This is a genomic window from Flammeovirga yaeyamensis, from assembly GCF_018736045.1.
Lineage (GTDB): Bacteria > Bacteroidota > Bacteroidia > Cytophagales > Flammeovirgaceae > Flammeovirga > Flammeovirga yaeyamensis.
The window spans coordinates 4,098,011-4,114,445 of sequence record NZ_CP076132.1; the positions used below are offsets into that span (position 1 = coordinate 4,098,011).

Sequence of the window (16,435 nt, forward strand, 5' to 3'; positions counted from 1 at the left end):
AAATTCGTTTTAAGGAACAAAATTTCTAAATATGTTCCTAAAAAAGCAAATATTTCAAATTGTAAATTAATCAATTACAAACAATTTGTCCCTCATATTGCAATTTTATATTCCTATAAACATTCCAACCCTTATTGGCTACAATTGAATTATAGTATAATTTTAGCTTACCCAGTTTTTTGGTATAACCTGTAGGCAAACCAAATTCTATTCTCTCTTTTCCTACTTGTGGGTAAGCTACTATATCCATATTAGGTTGTATCTCTAATTGGGTAATTTGAGCATTCCAAAATCGATCATTACTTAGTGTATTAACAAATTCCAAAAAGCTAGTTCCATAAGCTGTTTCCTTTAAAAACTTTTTATCCAATAGCTTCTCAGCACCTTTTCCAGTGATTAATACAACTCGAGCAGAATATTTTTTTGATAGCCCAATCAGTTTGCCATCTTGATTGATATATGTTGATTTTCCTGATGGAGTAATTACCCTTGCAATAGGTCTATCTTGTTCGATATCAATTACTAAATTATTTTTGATATCCTTAGACACTTGGGCTTCTCTCACAAACTGAATTTCATTCAATTTTTGTTCAATATCTTTTATAGAATTGATCTTCACCCCTGCTTTATCCAAATTCATTTTAGATATAGCATCTTTTACTTCAGTATCTTCCACAAAGCGTGGCGCATTAAAGTTAGAAACGTTAATAATAAGCTCTCCTTCAGATTGTTCTGCAGAATGTGTAAATGCAAAAACAATAGAAACAAGCATCAGTACAATAACTAATAGTAAGCTTACTACTCCTTTTTGATTTAAAAAATGCTTTAATGTATTAATTCTACTCATTTTGAAGTAAGTATGTCTGCAATTTGCGAAGTGAAACGATCGATATTCCCTGCACCAACAGTGGCTATAACTCTACCCTTAAATTCGTGAATTTCGTTGAGTAATTGATCATCTTCCACAATCTTTTTTTGATCATGTAAGATTTTACCCATTAACATTTCGGAATTTACTCCTTCCACAAATTCTTCTCTTGCAGGGTATAATGGCAATAACCATACTTCATCTGCTAATGATAAACTTTTTCCAAAGCCATCTGCAAAATCAGATGTTCTGGAATACAAATGTGGTTGAAAGATAACCGTTACTTTTTCTTCTGGATACAGGGCTTTTAATGACTTTATAAAAGTAGTAATTTCTGTAGGGTGATGTGCATAATCATCTACATATACTTTATTTTCAGTATCTACCCACTTTTCAAATCTTCTCTTTACACCTTTGTAGGTCGTAATACCTTCTTTCACCTCTTCTGGAGTTAAGCTAACTTCAAGAGCTATTGACATCGCTAACAAAGCATTTTCAACATTATGAAAACCCGGAAGAGATAAATTAATTTCTTTAATTTCTACACCATTTTGGAAAGTGGCATCAAAAATAAATTTTCCATCTTTTATCTCTAAATGATGAGCAAAAGTATTTCCAGAAGTTAAACCATAGTTAAATTGAGTAACTCCTTTTTGTCCACTTAATTTATCAATTTTAGCCTCTAAAAATAATTTCCCGTCTTCAGGTAATTTATTGATAAATTCTTGGAAAGATTCAAAAACTGAGGCTTCGTCACCATAAATATCCAAATGATCTGCTTCACAACTTGTCACTCCAATAATGTTTGGTGATAGTTGTAAAAACGAGCGATCAAATTCATCTGCTTCGACAACTACAATATGATCTTCTCGGTTACTATCACCTAAAAGCATATTGGTATTGTAGTTGGTTGATATACCACCTAAAAATGCAGAACAGTTTTTCCCGGCATGAGTAAGGATATGTGATAACATGGATGAAGTAGTCGTCTTACCATGTGTTCCTGCTATACCTACTGTAAAACTAGATTGAGTGATCATACCCAAAACTTCAGCTCTTTTTTTCAAGGTATATCCTTGCTCTATCAAATAGTTTTTAGCTTGATGGGTATTTGGTATTGCAGGTGTGTATACCACTAAAACATCTTTCTTATTGTAGGCTAATAATTCTTGAGGAAGATCCTCTATCGAATCATCATAATGAACAGTGATACCTTCAGAAACCAAACGCTTTGTTAGATCAGTTGCTGTTTTATCATAACCACTCACCTTTATGTTATTTGCATTGAACCATCTTGCCAATGCACTCATTCCTATCCCTCCTATTCCTAAAAAATATATATACGGTGGTAACATTCTAATTAAACTTTTTATAGTGTCTTTCTGCTACATTAATCACTTGAGTAGCGATATCATTAGCTGCATTAGGTTTCCCTAATTTTAAAATAGATTGACTTAATGATGCCTGTTTTTCCTTATCGTTAATTAAAGCCAAAACTTCATCTATTAGTTGCGCTCTCGCATCTACATCTTTTACTAAAATCGCCGCTCCTTCATTTACCAACGCCATAGCATTTTTAGTTTGATGATCTTCTGCGACATTAGGTGATGGAACAAGAATAGTTGGTAACCCTGCCAAACACAATTCAGAAATTGATAAGGCACCTGATCTACCTACTACCACATTTGAAATGGCATATACTTTTTCCATTTCCTTAATGAAAGCAACAACATGTAAACCTTCTTTTTCTCTTCCACCAAATTTTTGATGATATCTTTTGTGATAATATTTACCCGTTTGCCAAATGATTTGAACACCTGCTTCAAGTAATTTATCTACTCCATTTGCCATGGATTCATTTAGTGTTAAAGCACCCAATGATCCTCCAAAAACAAATAAAACTGGCTTATCAGAAGAGAAGCCCCATTGTTTATATCCTTCCTCTTTTTGGGAAGATAGATCTACAATATCTTGACGTACTGGATTACCCGTAAATTCTATCACTCTTTTGGGAAAGTAATATTCCATATTAGGGTAGGCTACACAAATTTTCTCTGCTTTACCTCCTAGAATTTTATTGGTTAATCCTGCATATCCATTTTGCTCTTGAATTACAGTAGGTATTTTTCTATTCTGTGCTATCCACATTATTGGACCACTAGCATAACCACCTACACCAATGACAACATTAGGCTTGAAAGAAGAAATCAACTCACCTGCTTTCCACAAACTTTTGATTAATTTAAAAGGAAATTTCAGGTTTTCTAATGTCAATCTTCTTTGAATACCACTAATAGGTAAACCAACAATTTCGTAACCTGCTTCAGGAACTTTATCCATCTCCATTCTACCTTCAGCACCTACAAACAGAATATCTACATCGCTATTAGAAGCCTTTAAAGCATTCGCTATCGCTATTGCAGGATAAATATGTCCTCCGGTACCTCCACCACTAATAATTACCTTTAGTTTCATGTTGATTAGTTTATAATTCAAGGAAGAACAAAATTAAAAAAAATGATTGTTTATTTATTATAATAATTTGAGTTAAGCGAAAAATATTAGGAGAATCTTTGGTATTAAAGGAGTATTTAAATGAATACCTGTTCAAATTTCAAATTCAAGGGTACTCATCAAGTAATGATAGTTTTTTGAGAACAAAAAATAAAGGTCATCCTAAGAGATATTCTCCCTTAAGATGACCTTCATTTTTATAATTTATATCAATTTTATTGAGATGAATTTCCTTTTATTATCACAAAGCTTCCCTTTATCTCTACCTTTTCATCCTCAGCTTTTAAACGATAAGTTTTCAAGGTTCCCTTATAATAATAATTACCAGGTTCTAATTCGTTACCATTATTATCTTTTCCATCCCAGTTTATCTCAATGTCAGCATCATTTTCTACGGACTTGTAAGAATAAACATTCGCTCCATACCTATTGATAACAGTAAATTCTATACCCTCAACAAATCTAGGACAACGCATTGGAATAAAAGTATCATTATAATTATCGCCATTTGGTGTAAATGCATTTGGCAATTCATAATACACACAATTATCTTGTATGATTACATTACTTAAAATACTTTCATTGCCAGAATCATCGACTGCTGCAACGGCATAAGATCCTTCCACATATTCTCTATTATCAATTAAATAAGATACTGGAGAAGTTAATGGAACTCCAATAGGATGATCAATTGTTGCAATAGGAGCACCAAATTCATTTTTAGAGAAGGAAGCTCTTCTACTATAATAAATATTGTATTTCACTATATCATCATCACAATCAGCACCAATCATATTTCTCCATACTAACTGAACAGAAAAACGATCTTTATTACAGAGTTTATCTCCATCTTTAAATGGCTCTATCAAGCAACTATCCATTCTTATCCCTTCTTCATAATTAGTTAATTGAAGAGTTGGAGGACAAGGAGGTATAGTATCTAGTAGTTCTACCGTTAGTTCTTGAGAACGGTTGATTAGTGGTTCCGCGATTTCTGGAACTTCGAAAGAGCCTATGGTCTCGATGTAATAAGTATATAATTTTTTATCGTCTAAAGGAGCATCTGGTTTTCCATTATCTCTGTAACGTAAACCTTCCGTATGTACAAATACACTATCGTATAAACTGAAATTTGTTTCATCCCCTTCAATTTTACGATATATTTTATGATAAACAGCCACTTTATTAGCTCCTACCTCAACAGTATCAGGTGTTAAATTCCAACCTACATTTGCTTCCCATATCAAATCAATATAATCAAGAGCTGGATTACTTCTTAATCGAGTACTTGATGCCAGTAAAGTAGTATCAAAAGCTACAGCATCAGAGGTATTGGTACCTTCTAAAAGCTCCACTAAATAATGGAATTGCGTTTCATCTGTATTGATAAGAATGTCCATCAAAGTGGTATCCTGCCCTGCAATTAAAGACGAATTAATTTTTTGATATTCACTATCATCTAATCTTTCGTTTCCTTCACCTCTATAAACATTATAGAAAGGCACTTTACCTGGTGTTAAGTCTTGAGGAACTGTCCAACGAAGATTCATCTTTCCATTATCCTCACTAGTTTCTTCAACATCTACTTGGACCATATATGCTCCATCAGGTATAAAAGCACAATCTTCATTGGAAGCAACACTTTCTCCTCCTTGTGGACGACCAAAAGTAGCATAAATTCTATAGCAATAATTCGCTCCTTGTTGAACAGTCCTATCCACAAAGGAAGTCGCATTAGCATCTACCTCATCCACAAATTCATATCCTGTCCATGCCGGTAAACCTGTTTCACATTCAGGGTTGAAATCAATGGAACCCTTTTTACGGTAAATTCTTATTTTATCGGCACCCTCACAATTATAAGCATCCCAATTTAAAGTCACTTTAATATCTCTATTGGTTATTTCAGTAGAATTCGGAGGAGTAGCAACAAGCCCTGTTGGAGGTGGCCCTAATACTCTAATATGCCAATTTTCTAAAGTACCTAATTGTTGATTTCTAGAATTAGGATGATCTAATGCTCTAAAAGTTACTTTATAAGGTTCTTGACGAACATCTGAACATTGAGGCGTCCAAGAGAATGCACCAGTTGCTTCAGAATCGTTTACTCCGCCATTCACAACATTGAAATCCATTTCGGAATAAGGAGAAATAGGTACAGCATCACTTTTCTGAGCGATTCTTAAAGACACTCTATGAGGCCCCCAATCTAATGTTGAATCTGTATTGTAACAAGGAGCATTGGATTGATCATAAGCAAATACTTGTTTTAATATTGGATCTCCTGCAACTACACAGGTATCAGCAGGCGCTTCAATAATGGGTCTTAAATTGACGATATCGTCAATAATCACTTGCATATCACGATTCACAGAACCAATTAAAATTCCATTTCTCCATTCCTCTACAAAAAAGGCCACATTGTACTGTCCTGCAACAAAAGGAGCATCCCAAATCAAATCACCTGTAATTTCATCAATTCTAAAATCAGCAGGTTCTTCACATTGTTCAGTCACCTTAGACCATTCTTCATTTGGATCGTCCGGAAATCTATAGTTTTGAACAGGAGTATCTCTTCCTTGCAAACAAACCGTCAAACGATAGGATAAGCTATCACCGTCTACATCAAAAGCTCCTGCATTATGGACAAATCGTTGACCAATTGCCCCTTTGATCACTGGGGGAATTAATAATACAGGAGAACTATTAAGACCTAAAACAGGATTAATCAAAAATTCTGATTGTATAAAAAATGGTGTTTCGGATGAAATATCCATATTTCGAACACCTTGATTTCTATTTCTTTCGAAATAGCTTATTTTATATGTTCCGTTAGATGGAAAATTGTGTTCAGCTTGATAAATTAAGATCTGTGTCTCTCCATCTTCAGTGTAATCACCAGGATTTAAATTATTAGCTTGAACAAAAATAGGTTCTGTTCCATCGCCAAAATCAATTAAACCTTCACCGGCAGGCACACCATTGACATCTCTATAAAGTATAACAGTGATGATATATTCTCTTTCCCCACCATTAGGTTTTCTTCTCATGGTAAGGTCACCTGCACGAATATGTGTAGCAAGTGCGTCTGTTAAACCTACTATAAATACAAGAGTTAATAAGAGTAAGGTTCTTAATAGTTTATATGTTTGCGGTCTCATAGAAAATCTTTTGAGAGTAAATGAGCTAACGTTGTAATAAAAACTAATGGATTAAATTACATACAAAGCAATCATCAGTATTTTATTTCTAGTTTATTTATTTAATATAAAATCATTTTAAGGATTAATCAACTTTTACCATTGAATTGTTTCAATAGATTTCTTTAAATCGAATAGCCAGCTTTTTTTTGTGTCGTTACATTTTAAATGTAACATATTTCTTTGATCTTCATGCACATCGTACAATAAGGTATTTTCAAGTTCCATATTTTTCACTTTTCGAATTCCTGAGACCTCCAAATACACCCATACCGCCTGAATATCTCTTTTCTGATCCGTTTCTCTCCCCACCCACGAAAAAGCAACATCTTTATCGTTGATTTTAATCTTTATGTTTTTATCAAAATATTTTTTTATCCATTGGTCACTATCTTCCACTTCATTTTCTGTAAATAAATGAAGCTGCGGCCCTCCAATATTAACAATTCCGTCTTCCAAATCATCTATAAATACTTTTGACGATATTTCTATAGATTTAGATTCCTGATTAAAATTAACTTCTGATACCGATAAATGTATTGGATGAAAAAACGAAGTGAGTCCTAAAGATAGGAATAATAAAAGGGATAAAATTTTGAAACGCATTGATGGAACTTTATTAAAAATTCAACTATTATTTGACTTATTCCGTACTTAGGCTTTGGATTCTCTGAGATTAACTGATTTATTATATTATAATTTTTATTTTTCAGTTAATGTTTGTAGAATTATAATAGAAAACCACTACGAAAAGTTGAAGTAATACAAAATTCAACATATTCTGTAATCAATCTGAAACTATTTTAAGCAAATGGGAAAAAAAATATTAGTTGCAGAAGACAGTTCTGTAATCCAAAACATTACACGCAAAGTACTACAATTTCAAAATTACGAAATAATTTCTGTAAAAAACGGACAACAAGTCCTAGATAAATTAGCCAAAGGAGATTACGATGCAATTCTTCTAGACATCAATATGCCTGTTATGGATGGCATGGAGTGTGCTCAAAAAATTAGAGGCCTTGATGATGACAAGAAGAAGAATATTCCTATTGTAGCTATTACAGGTAATGCAAAAAATTATTCAATGGATGACTTCAAGGAAGTAGGCATTAATGAATACCTACCAAAGCCATTAAATTTTGACAACTTGGTAAATGTTGTCAACAAAGTCACCAATAATTAAGATAACTTCTATTTGATATCAATAAGAAACTGAATAAATTACCAACTAGTGTAATTTATTCAGTTTTTTATATGTCCAAATCTAAAAGTACATTAAAGCCTACTAAACATTTACAGAACAAACTAGAAGACTTATTTACCGAAACAGATTATCATTTAAGGTATGAGAAAGGTAGCTTCAAGTCCGGTTACTGTTTGATAAAGAATGCCAAAGTAGCCATCATAAATAAGTATTATAGTCAGGAAGGAAAGATTCAATCCATGATGGATATTTTAAAAGAAATCAATATTGATCTTTCAAATTTAAGCGAGAAAAATGTTGAGTTATATCAACAAGTAGTGGAGAACGACTTTTCTATATAAGCGAATGAGAATAACATTTTTAGGAACTGGAACTTCCCAAGGAATACCTATTATTGGTTGTCAATGTGAAGTCTGCACATCTTTAGATTACAGAAACAAACGACTAAGGAGTAGTATACATATACAAACTGATAATAACGAGAGTATTATTATCGATTCTGGTACAGATTTCAGGCAACAAGTGCTTCGAGAGCGAATTACTCAACTAGATGGTTTATTGTTTACTCATCAGCACAAAGATCATACTGCAGGAATGGATGATATTCGAGGGTTTTATTTTTTAAATGGCATGAAACCTATCGAATTATTTGCTACTGCACCTGTTTTTGATCAATTAAAACAAGAATTCAGTTATATCTTCGCCAAAGAAAAATATCCGGGAGTACCTTCTGTTAATTTAAACACTTTAGAAAAAAACAAAACATTTAAAGTAGGTAAAACAGACATTTTACCTATCGAAGTGTATCATTACAAGCTACCGGTTCTTGGGTATAGAATCAAAAACTTTGCTTACATCACAGATGCCAACAGAATAGAAGCTGATCAAATGGATCAATTAAAAGGTTTAGATATTCTTGTTATTAATGCCCTTCAAAAGGAAAAGCATATATCTCATTTCACATTAGATGAAGCCAAGGAAGTAATTAAAGAGTTAAAGCCTAAAAAAGCATACATTACCCATATCGGACATAAAATGGGACTGCATGCCGATGTTCAAAAGGACCTACCAGAAAATGTATTTTTATCAGAAGACGGTTTAGTTCTTGAACTATAAAAAAAGCCATCATATTAAAATATGATGGCTTTTTAATAATACCTTGATTACAATGTGGCGATAACAGTTTCTCCACCTCGTGTTTTCTGATCTAATTCAACGTTTATTTTAGCATTTAATGGTAAATAAACATCGATTCGAGAGCCAAATTTGATAAATCCAAATTCCTCTCCTTGTTTCACTTCATCTCCTTCATTCACATACCATCTGATACGTCTTGCTAAGGCACCTGCGATTTGTCTATACAATACTTGAACACCATTTGAATTTTCTGACACTAAAGTCGTTCTTTCGTTATCAGTACTAGATTTTGGATGCCAAGCTACTAAGAATTTACCAGGATGATATTTAAAAAACTTAATTACACCTGAAATTGGATTCCTACTTAAATGTACATTTACAGGAGACATGAATATTGAAATTTGAATTCTTTCATCTTTGAAATACTCATCTTCCTGCGTTTGCTCAATCACAACTACTTTTCCGTCTGCTGGAGCTATTACTAAATTTTCTCCTTGGGGAATTGTTCTTCTAGGGTTTCTAAAGAATTGAAGAATTAATAAGAAGAAAATAACACTTACGGTGATAGATATCCCTTGAATTACTTTTGCTTCAGGAATGAAATAAAATAATGCTGCATTTAAGACAAAAAAAACGATCAACAAAGTGATCAGTAAGGAATGTCCTTCTTTATGTATAGTCATGTTGTGTTTAGATATACCAAATTTTCCGAAATATAATCATCATCTTTCAAATTTGAATGAAGTTATTTAGGAATAATCTATTTTTTTGACAAAAATAATGTTTTTGGCGTATATGTTAAGATTTACTTTTCTAAAATTTTATTAATGTCCAGCACCAATGATACGAATTCTCTTTCTATTTCTCTTTTCTTTACGCTGAATACGTTCCTGCTGTCTTTCTGTTTTTGTTTTCTTTCTTTTCGTTTTATCTACTTGTCCTCTATGCTTATCGCCATACTTTTGATTCTGTCTGTGTTTGTATTTATTTCCTCTAACTCTAGCTCCACCTAAAACTGCATGGGTATGTTCTTGTTGGACACCACAAGATTCTATTGGACATAAAGGAAGTTTTTGTTTTATATCGTAAGCAATTTTTACCTCAGCATTAAGTCTTGCCAAAAACATGTTGGACTTTAATTCACTCACTTCTGAAGTAGAATAGTTATTAATAACTTCTTTATAAGAACCAAATGAATAGTCCATATTTAACATTGTTGATACACTAAACTTATCTGAAACATATTGAGTGTAGCCAACACCAAACAACAAACCAAAAGAGGTGAATTCCCCATTGTTTTTTATACCTGTGACATTACCTCCAGAACCTCCATTGGACAATTCCATGTATTGATACTCTGTTAATCCTTTGTGCATTAAAGGAGATAACCTCACAAAGAAATTTTCTTTGATATGAGGTAAAAAGTAATTAGGAATGAATTTTAAAATATATAAATCTCCATAGAGAGAGTAAGTCCTCATCTCTGATCGTGCATTGGAAACTTGTTGATACTTATCTAAATCACTATCGAATTTTGAAAACCCAAAGCTACCTCCCACCATTAAACCATCGATAACCTGAAAATCGGTACTTAGAGTAAAACCATACCCCCATCCTGGATTTGGAAGATTGTATTCTTGTATAGGACTAGTAGAGGCTTGTGACTGATCAATCTTAGAATTAAAGTACATCAGTTGAGAGTTCGCACTAAAACCTACTTTCCATTTCGAATATTGTGCATAGGATTGCTGCGCACACATCAAGAGGGCAAAAAGGAATAAGAACTTAATATTTTTTAAGCTATCGAACATCTATACTTTATGAGATTGAATAATTTTAGAATAGTCTGTCATTATCTCTTGCAACTTCTGTGCAAAATTTTCAAGGCTTCAAATATAATGAACAGAAATTTAAAATATTATCAAAAGATACAATCTTAGGTACAAAAAAAACAAAAAGAGTACTCGAAAATCGAACACTCTTTCCTTCTTAAACTAAACTAACAAACAAACTTTCAACTAAATAATATCTTATGAAGCTTGCTGATATTCATCTTGATGAATGCAATACTTCATTTCTTGAAGTACGCTTGAAATTATATTTTCAGGTACCTCATGGATTAATATTTTTTTATATTCTTCACAAGTAAGTATATCATTGTTCCTTCTAGCACTTGTAAAAATCTCATAAACTCTTGATTCAGTATATAACTTCACTACCTCGTTTAGCAAAGTGATATTCACTTCAGAATTAGATCTGATATCATAAATAGGTTGTTTTCCAATCGTTTTATTTATTATAAGAACTCCTTGTTTAGTGTTATCATTTTGTATGAATTCGAAGTTAAATTTTATTTTCATAGGTAGGCTTTGTAGGATAGGTTATTAAATACTTGTAAATATTACATTTACAAATGAATGCATTAACACAAGTTTACACAAATTTTCGATTAATAAATTTCACTCGAATCAAATAAAGTGCAACATTATCTTTAAATATTCACATATTGATTTTCTACTATAAATACAACTAGAAATAACCTTATTTACAATATTAGTATATATATAGCCGTTTGAATACAATAAATTTAGATTAAATCTAAAGAAGATAGAAAATATAAATAATAAAAGAGCCCATAAAAATATGGGCTCTTTTATACTAAACTAACAAACAAACTTTCAACTAATTTTTTATTATGAGTATTTTATAATGATAGTAAATTGGGTGACAATTTTATGATGCATTTCTTAAAGATTGTTCTTCTTCAAAAATGCCTAAATCGATTAATTTGTTAATGATAAATTCAGATTCGAATTCACCAATTAATTCATCAATATAATCTTGTAACATTGCATCTACACCTTGATCCCTTAATTGTAGGAAAGTTTCGTAGATTCTAGAATCAGCGTATTGATTTTTACCTGAGTCTAGTAGCGTTTCATATTCGCTTTTTGAAAGAATCTCGCCATTCGTATCCAAATCAAATTTTAGTTGGCTGTTTCGATTTGAAACTACTAAAAATATTGGAGTAACGATATCAGAATATTTCAATTCTCCTTCTAATGTAATTTGAAAATACGTAACCATGGCAGCATATGATTTAAGAGTGGCGAATAATTAAGTTCCTACTATATTTCAATTTTTGAACTTATTCACAAATACATCTAAATATTTCTAATGTACAACTACATAGGCCTAAAATAGAGATGTATCTAGAAATAGTCATATAATAAACTTTATATACTTATATCAAAAACTGAAAATAAGCTAATTATATAAACATGATTGAACTAATTTTGTTTCGAAAAAAAAGTTCCTTTTAGGAGAAGAAACAAGGTATCTCAACCTAAAAAGAACCATGTAATATCAAAATAATCCTATAATTACCACTAATTATACTATCTGCTTATTCTAACTAATAGAGCTTCAGAAGACAAAGCATAACGATTAGATAAAATGTCTATACAATCAATTAGTGTAACATTAGGATTGCTGGATTTTAATTGTACATAGAGTTCATATATCAATGTTCTAAGACGTGATGGTGAGAGATCCTTTTTCTCTTCGACTGACGTCTTATTCTTGAAGGATCTGAAGTATTTAATTTTGACACGGTTTGATTTATTTAATTGTGTAGAGTTCATTGAAAGCATGGTGTTATTTTTAAGATAATTGTCTTTTATTGAGTTAAGGTATTACAATATATAAATTTACTACTGATAATCAAATAGTTAAGTGTATTTTTTTATAAAAAAAAGAACCTATGAATTTCACAAGTTCTTTTCACTAAAACTAAACTAACAAACAAACTTCCAACTAATCGAATATTTTTAATGTACAGAGTAGTACATGTTTATATCTTTTTTACATTGTTATAATGTTCTAAAATCAAATAAGTATTTTTTTTACACTTAAACAAATCTTTATTTATACTTATTTACAATTCATCTAAAAATACAATGTTTACCTATTGAAATACTAAATTTCTTTTTTCAGATACTCGTTATGTACAAAACCAGAAAACTCCCTTGCAACAACTTTCAACCAATCCTTATTTTTAGATATCACCCTCACTTCTTCACCCGTAAGTAACCCATCTTCAATTACTTTTGAAGCATTAATATCTCCTTCAGCTCTGATATTAAGATACCCATTCTCAACATTTACTTGTCCTTTATCATCAAATTGATCGATATAGCGTATAGAAACCCAACCTTCTACACCCACACTTTTCACCTCAGCCCATTCTCCTTTTATTCCTATTACCTCTAATAAGGTATCGTTTTGTAACCTTTTTATAATACTACTTTGAGTAGATGGTTCTGACCTTAAATTCAGGGTGGACTTCACATTAACTCTAACAAAATCTTTGTCTTTAATACTTAATTCAGCGGTTTCATCACTTATTTTTTCTTCCTGAGAGCTGACTATTTCTAAGGTAAAATCACATGTTAAACCTATTAACTCACTAATGGTGTTTCCAGAATTAAGTAGGTCCAGTACATTGTCCTGCTCAATATTTCTTTTTTTAAGTGAAATGTCTGCATATCCTCTCCCTAAGAGAACACATCCTTTGGTATCAGTAAAAAAGTTGCCTGAATGAATTAAAATATGTGATCTACCTTTTACCTCGCCTCCATCTAGTTCTTGAATATGAAAAGAACGATTAGCATATGCACCAATTGTTCTAAATGTTGCCTTATAATGACCTAACGGTATACATGATATACGGTTCTTATTCTCTTTCCAAGGCAGTTCTAAAGTATCACAGCAAAATATTTCTACCCCGTCATTATCCAGTAACTGAAAATGACCTGTAGTTTGTAAAGGATGATAATTTGTGCGAGTAATAATAGCTTTCATTTTAAATAGTTAAGGTTTGGTTACTACAACTTATTAATTCTTAATAGATAAGTCAATAATTATAAAGAATCCTCTACCCTCTTTAAGGATATTTTTTGCATATTTGCATAAATTATTCCGACATAACTTCAACAATAATCAAGAGATGAAAGTACTCATTCTTGGCTCCGGAGGCAGAGAGCACACATTAGCGTGGAAAATCGCCCAAAGTGATAAGCTTACAAAACTTTATGCAGCACCAGGAAACGCTGGTACGGCAGATATTGCTCAAAATATTAATATTTCTGTGACCGATTTCCCAAAATTGGCTCAGTTTGTACTAAACGAGGGCATCGATATGCTTATCGTAGGTCCTGAAGCACCATTAGTTGAAGGTGTGGCAGATTATTTTGCAAACGATGATGCACTTAAGCATGTAAAGGTTATTGGTCCTAAAAAGGCAGGTGCATTATTAGAAGGTAGCAAAGATTACTCTAAGAAATTTATGGTACGCCATAACATTCCTGCAGGAGCATCAAAAACATTTACTTTAGAAACTATTGAAAGCGGTTACGTATTCTTAGAAATGCAAAAACCTCCTTTCGTTCTTAAAGCGGATGGTTTGGCTGCAGGTAAAGGTGTACTTATTATCGATTCTCTAGAAGAAGCTAAGAAAAGCCTTAAAGAAATGCTTAGCGGCCAATTTGGCGAAGCAAGTAAATCTGTGCTTGTAGAGCAGTTCTTAGATGGTATCGAACTTTCTGTTTTTGTAATTACTGATGGTAAAAACTACATCACTTTACCAGAAGCTAAAGATTACAAAAGAATTGGAGAAGGTGATACTGGCTTGAATACTGGTGGTATGGGTGCTATCTCTCCCGTTCCATTTGCTGATGACGCTTTCATGAAAGAAATCGATGAAACTATTGTTAAGCCTACTATTGATGGTTTGGCAAAAGATGGAATCGACTATGTTGGTTTCATTTTCTTTGGTCTAATTAAAGTGGATGGTAAGCCATTCGTCATTGAATACAATGCTAGAATGGGTGATCCGGAAACGGAAGTAGTTATCCCAAGAGTAAAATCTGACCTTCTTGAAATTCTTGATCTTGCTGGTCAAGGTAGATTAGATGAAGCTTCAATTGAATTTGAAGACGGTTTTGCAACAACGGTTATGTGTGTTTCTGGTGGATATCCTGAAGCTTACCAAAATGGCAAAGAAATTACTGATCTAGATAAATTGGAAGATGTTACAGCTTTCCATGCTGGAACGACATTTAGTGAACTAGGCGAAGTAGTGACGAATGGAGGTAGAGTAATTGCATTAACAGGTAAAGGCCCTGATATGAAATCTGCTCTTGCTAAATCGTTCAAAGCTGCAGAAACCGTTCAGTTCGATAAAAAATATTTCCGATCAGACATTGGTTTTGATCTTTAATCATTTGATTTTAAATAGAGCCATCTAGATTGTCTGGGTGGCTCAATTAATTTATACAAACTCTATGAAAAAGGTGGGCGTTTTAGGTGGTGGTCAATTGGGACGTATGATGATCCAATCGGCAATGAACCTGAACATTCAAGTGAAAACTTTGGATCCTGATCCAAATGCACCCTGCAAAGCTACTGCTCATGAATTTGTTGTAGGTTCTTTAAACGACTACGACACGGTAATGGAATTTGCAAAAGATATTGATGTGTTAACCATCGAAATCGAAAATGTAAATACAGATGCTTTATTTGACCTAGAAAAACAAGGTTTAACTGTTTACCCTAAGCCAGATCATATTAAAATGATTCAGGACAAAAGGGTACAAAAGCAATTTTATATCGATAACGATATTCCAACCTCACCTTTTGTGCTAATTGATTCTATTGATGAATTAAACAACCATAAGAATATGCTTCCGGCAGTCATGAAAGTGGGTAAAGGTGGTTACGATGGTCGTGGCGTTCAGGTGATGAAAACCGAAGAAGACTTTTCAAAAGGATTTGAGGCTCCATCACTTCTAGAAAAAATGGTTGATATCGATAAAGAAATTGCCATTATCGCTGCAAGAAATGAAAATGGGGAAATCAGTACTTTTCCAGCCGTAGAGGTAGTGTATCACGAAAGTAACTTAGTTGACTATTTGTTATCTCCAGCTACTATTTCTGATGAGGTAGAACAAAAAGCCAAAGAGATTGCAACATCTTTAGTTACAAAAATGAACTTTATTGGTTTATTGGCTATTGAATTTTTTGTGGACAAAGAAGGGAATGTTATTGTTAACGAAATAGCACCTAGAACTCACAATAGTGGTCATCAAACTATTGAAGGAAACCTAACTTCTCAATTTGACCAGCATATTCGTGCTATCTTAAATTTACCTTTAGGAGATACATCAAGAAGATCAGCTTCTGCTATGGTAAATGTTTTAGGTGAAAAAGGATATACAGGAGTAGCAAAGTACGAAGGCCTTAATGAAGTGCTTCAACTTTCTGGAGTGTATATTCACCTTTACGAAAAGCACATGACTAAACCAGAAAGAAAAATGGGACACATTACTATTGTTGCCCCAACAAAAGAAGAACTTTTTGAGAAAGTCGATGCTGTTAAAAAGAACTTTAAAGTGATTGCTTAGGCAATACTTTTCCATCATAGAAAAGGGTCTTTGGTAAAACCTTGAA

General features: G+C 32.6%; 15 protein-coding genes. 5 read left to right on the forward strand and 10 right to left on the reverse strand.

The features are described 5' to 3' along the window. Positions 1-70: 70 nt before the first annotated feature. The 5 genes from KMW28_RS16130 to KMW28_RS16150 form a co-directional block, all read right to left on the reverse strand. Positions 71-847 (reverse strand): cell division protein FtsQ/DivIB, encoded by a 777-nt coding sequence (locus tag KMW28_RS16130; RefSeq protein ID WP_169662718.1) that lies wholly within the window; start codon positions 845-847, stop codon positions 71-73. Further along, positions 844-2,223 carry a UDP-N-acetylmuramate--L-alanine ligase gene (gene murC, locus KMW28_RS16135; protein WP_169662719.1) on the reverse strand — a complete coding sequence of 460 codons (1,380 nt, stop codon included), beginning with the start codon at positions 2,221-2,223 and terminating at the stop codon, positions 844-846. Before murC ends, KMW28_RS16130 begins: the two co-directional genes overlap by 4 nt. Before the next feature lies 1 nt (position 2,224). Continuing rightward, positions 2,225-3,343 (reverse strand): undecaprenyldiphospho-muramoylpentapeptide beta-N-acetylglucosaminyltransferase, encoded by a 1,119-nt coding sequence (gene murG, locus KMW28_RS16140; protein ID WP_169662720.1) that lies wholly within the window; start codon positions 3,341-3,343, stop codon positions 2,225-2,227. 254 nt (positions 3,344-3,597) lie between these two features. Further along, on the reverse strand, positions 3,598-6,543 hold the full coding sequence (locus KMW28_RS16145) for a T9SS type B sorting domain-containing protein (protein ID WP_169662721.1): 2,946 nt from the start codon (positions 6,541-6,543) through the stop codon (positions 3,598-3,600). Between the two features lie 135 nt (positions 6,544-6,678). Continuing rightward, positions 6,679-7,188 (reverse strand): DUF6702 family protein, encoded by a 510-nt coding sequence (locus tag KMW28_RS16150; RefSeq protein WP_169662722.1) that lies wholly within the window; start codon positions 7,186-7,188, stop codon positions 6,679-6,681. 205 nt (positions 7,189-7,393) lie between these two features. On the opposite strand from KMW28_RS16150, the gene KMW28_RS16155 reads away from it, so the two are divergent. From KMW28_RS16155 to KMW28_RS16165, 3 genes are all read left to right on the forward strand, one after another. Then, positions 7,394-7,768, forward strand: coding sequence for a response regulator (locus KMW28_RS16155; RefSeq protein WP_066204556.1), 375 nt, complete (start codon positions 7,394-7,396; stop codon positions 7,766-7,768). Between the two features lie 71 nt (positions 7,769-7,839). Next, the gene (locus KMW28_RS16160; protein WP_066204554.1) at positions 7,840-8,130 is read left to right on the forward strand and encodes a hypothetical protein; all 291 of its coding nucleotides are present in this window, start codon (positions 7,840-7,842) and stop codon (positions 8,128-8,130) included. Between the two features lie 4 nt (positions 8,131-8,134). Further along, positions 8,135-8,905 carry an MBL fold metallo-hydrolase gene (locus tag KMW28_RS16165; protein WP_066204551.1) on the forward strand — a complete coding sequence of 257 codons (771 nt, stop codon included), beginning with the start codon at positions 8,135-8,137 and terminating at the stop codon, positions 8,903-8,905. 47 nt (positions 8,906-8,952) lie between these two features. Here KMW28_RS16165 and KMW28_RS16170 read toward each other — a convergent pair whose 3' ends face one another. The 5 genes from KMW28_RS16170 to KMW28_RS16190 all read right to left on the reverse strand — a co-directional run bounded on the left by KMW28_RS16170 (position 8,953) and on the right by KMW28_RS16190 (position 13,789). Beyond that, positions 8,953-9,609 (reverse strand): phosphatidylserine decarboxylase family protein, encoded by a 657-nt coding sequence (locus tag KMW28_RS16170; RefSeq protein WP_066204548.1) that lies wholly within the window; start codon positions 9,607-9,609, stop codon positions 8,953-8,955. Positions 9,610-9,750: 141 nt separating this feature from the next. Next, entirely contained in the window at positions 9,751-10,737 is a 987-nt protein-coding gene (locus tag KMW28_RS16175) for an outer membrane beta-barrel protein (protein WP_169662723.1), read from the reverse strand. Between the two features lie 219 nt (positions 10,738-10,956). Next, positions 10,957-11,286 carry a hypothetical protein gene (locus KMW28_RS16180; protein WP_066204541.1) on the reverse strand — a complete coding sequence of 110 codons (330 nt, stop codon included), beginning with the start codon at positions 11,284-11,286 and terminating at the stop codon, positions 10,957-10,959. A gap of 373 nt (positions 11,287-11,659) precedes the next feature. After that, positions 11,660-12,013 carry a hypothetical protein gene (locus KMW28_RS16185; RefSeq protein WP_066204537.1) on the reverse strand — a complete coding sequence of 118 codons (354 nt, stop codon included), beginning with the start codon at positions 12,011-12,013 and terminating at the stop codon, positions 11,660-11,662. An 891-nt stretch (positions 12,014-12,904) separates the two neighbouring features. Beyond that, positions 12,905-13,789 carry a DUF5675 family protein gene (locus KMW28_RS16190; RefSeq protein WP_169662724.1) on the reverse strand — a complete coding sequence of 295 codons (885 nt, stop codon included), beginning with the start codon at positions 13,787-13,789 and terminating at the stop codon, positions 12,905-12,907. A 145-nt stretch (positions 13,790-13,934) separates the two neighbouring features. Between KMW28_RS16190 and purD the strand changes: the two genes are divergently transcribed. Together purD and KMW28_RS16200 are read left to right on the forward strand one after the other, a co-directional pair. Next, positions 13,935-15,206, forward strand: coding sequence for a phosphoribosylamine--glycine ligase (gene purD, locus KMW28_RS16195; RefSeq protein WP_169662725.1), 1,272 nt, complete (start codon positions 13,935-13,937; stop codon positions 15,204-15,206). A 64-nt stretch (positions 15,207-15,270) separates the two neighbouring features. Further along, the gene (locus KMW28_RS16200) at positions 15,271-16,389 is read left to right on the forward strand and encodes a 5-(carboxyamino)imidazole ribonucleotide synthase (protein WP_169662726.1); all 1,119 of its coding nucleotides are present in this window, start codon (positions 15,271-15,273) and stop codon (positions 16,387-16,389) included. Positions 16,390-16,435 lie beyond the last annotated feature (46 nt).

Coding starts and splice junctions, on each gene's coding strand:
- KMW28_RS16130 (WP_169662718.1), bottom strand. CDS start 847: ATGAGTAGAATTAATACATTAAAGCATTTTTTAAATCAAAAAGGAGTA.
- murC (WP_169662719.1), bottom strand. CDS start 2,223: ATGTTACCACCGTATATATATTTTTTAGGAATAGGAGGGATAGGAATG.
- murG (WP_169662720.1), bottom strand. CDS start 3,343: ATGAAACTAAAGGTAATTATTAGTGGTGGAGGTACCGGAGGACATATT.
- KMW28_RS16145 (WP_169662721.1), bottom strand. CDS start 6,543: ATGAGACCGCAAACATATAAACTATTAAGAACCTTACTCTTATTAACT.
- KMW28_RS16150 (WP_169662722.1), bottom strand. CDS start 7,188: ATGCGTTTCAAAATTTTATCCCTTTTATTATTCCTATCTTTAGGACTC.
- KMW28_RS16155 (WP_066204556.1), top strand. CDS start 7,394: ATGGGAAAAAAAATATTAGTTGCAGAAGACAGTTCTGTAATCCAAAAC.
- KMW28_RS16160 (WP_066204554.1), top strand. CDS start 7,840: ATGTCCAAATCTAAAAGTACATTAAAGCCTACTAAACATTTACAGAAC.
- KMW28_RS16165 (WP_066204551.1), top strand. CDS start 8,135: ATGAGAATAACATTTTTAGGAACTGGAACTTCCCAAGGAATACCTATT.
- KMW28_RS16170 (WP_066204548.1), bottom strand. CDS start 9,609: ATGACTATACATAAAGAAGGACATTCCTTACTGATCACTTTGTTGATC.
- KMW28_RS16175 (WP_169662723.1), bottom strand. CDS start 10,737: ATGTTCGATAGCTTAAAAAATATTAAGTTCTTATTCCTTTTTGCCCTC.
- KMW28_RS16180 (WP_066204541.1), bottom strand. CDS start 11,286: ATGAAAATAAAATTTAACTTCGAATTCATACAAAATGATAACACTAAA.
- KMW28_RS16185 (WP_066204537.1), bottom strand. CDS start 12,013: ATGGTTACGTATTTTCAAATTACATTAGAAGGAGAATTGAAATATTCT.
- KMW28_RS16190 (WP_169662724.1), bottom strand. CDS start 13,789: ATGAAAGCTATTATTACTCGCACAAATTATCATCCTTTACAAACTACA.
- purD (WP_169662725.1), top strand. CDS start 13,935: ATGAAAGTACTCATTCTTGGCTCCGGAGGCAGAGAGCACACATTAGCG.
- KMW28_RS16200 (WP_169662726.1), top strand. CDS start 15,271: ATGAAAAAGGTGGGCGTTTTAGGTGGTGGTCAATTGGGACGTATGATG.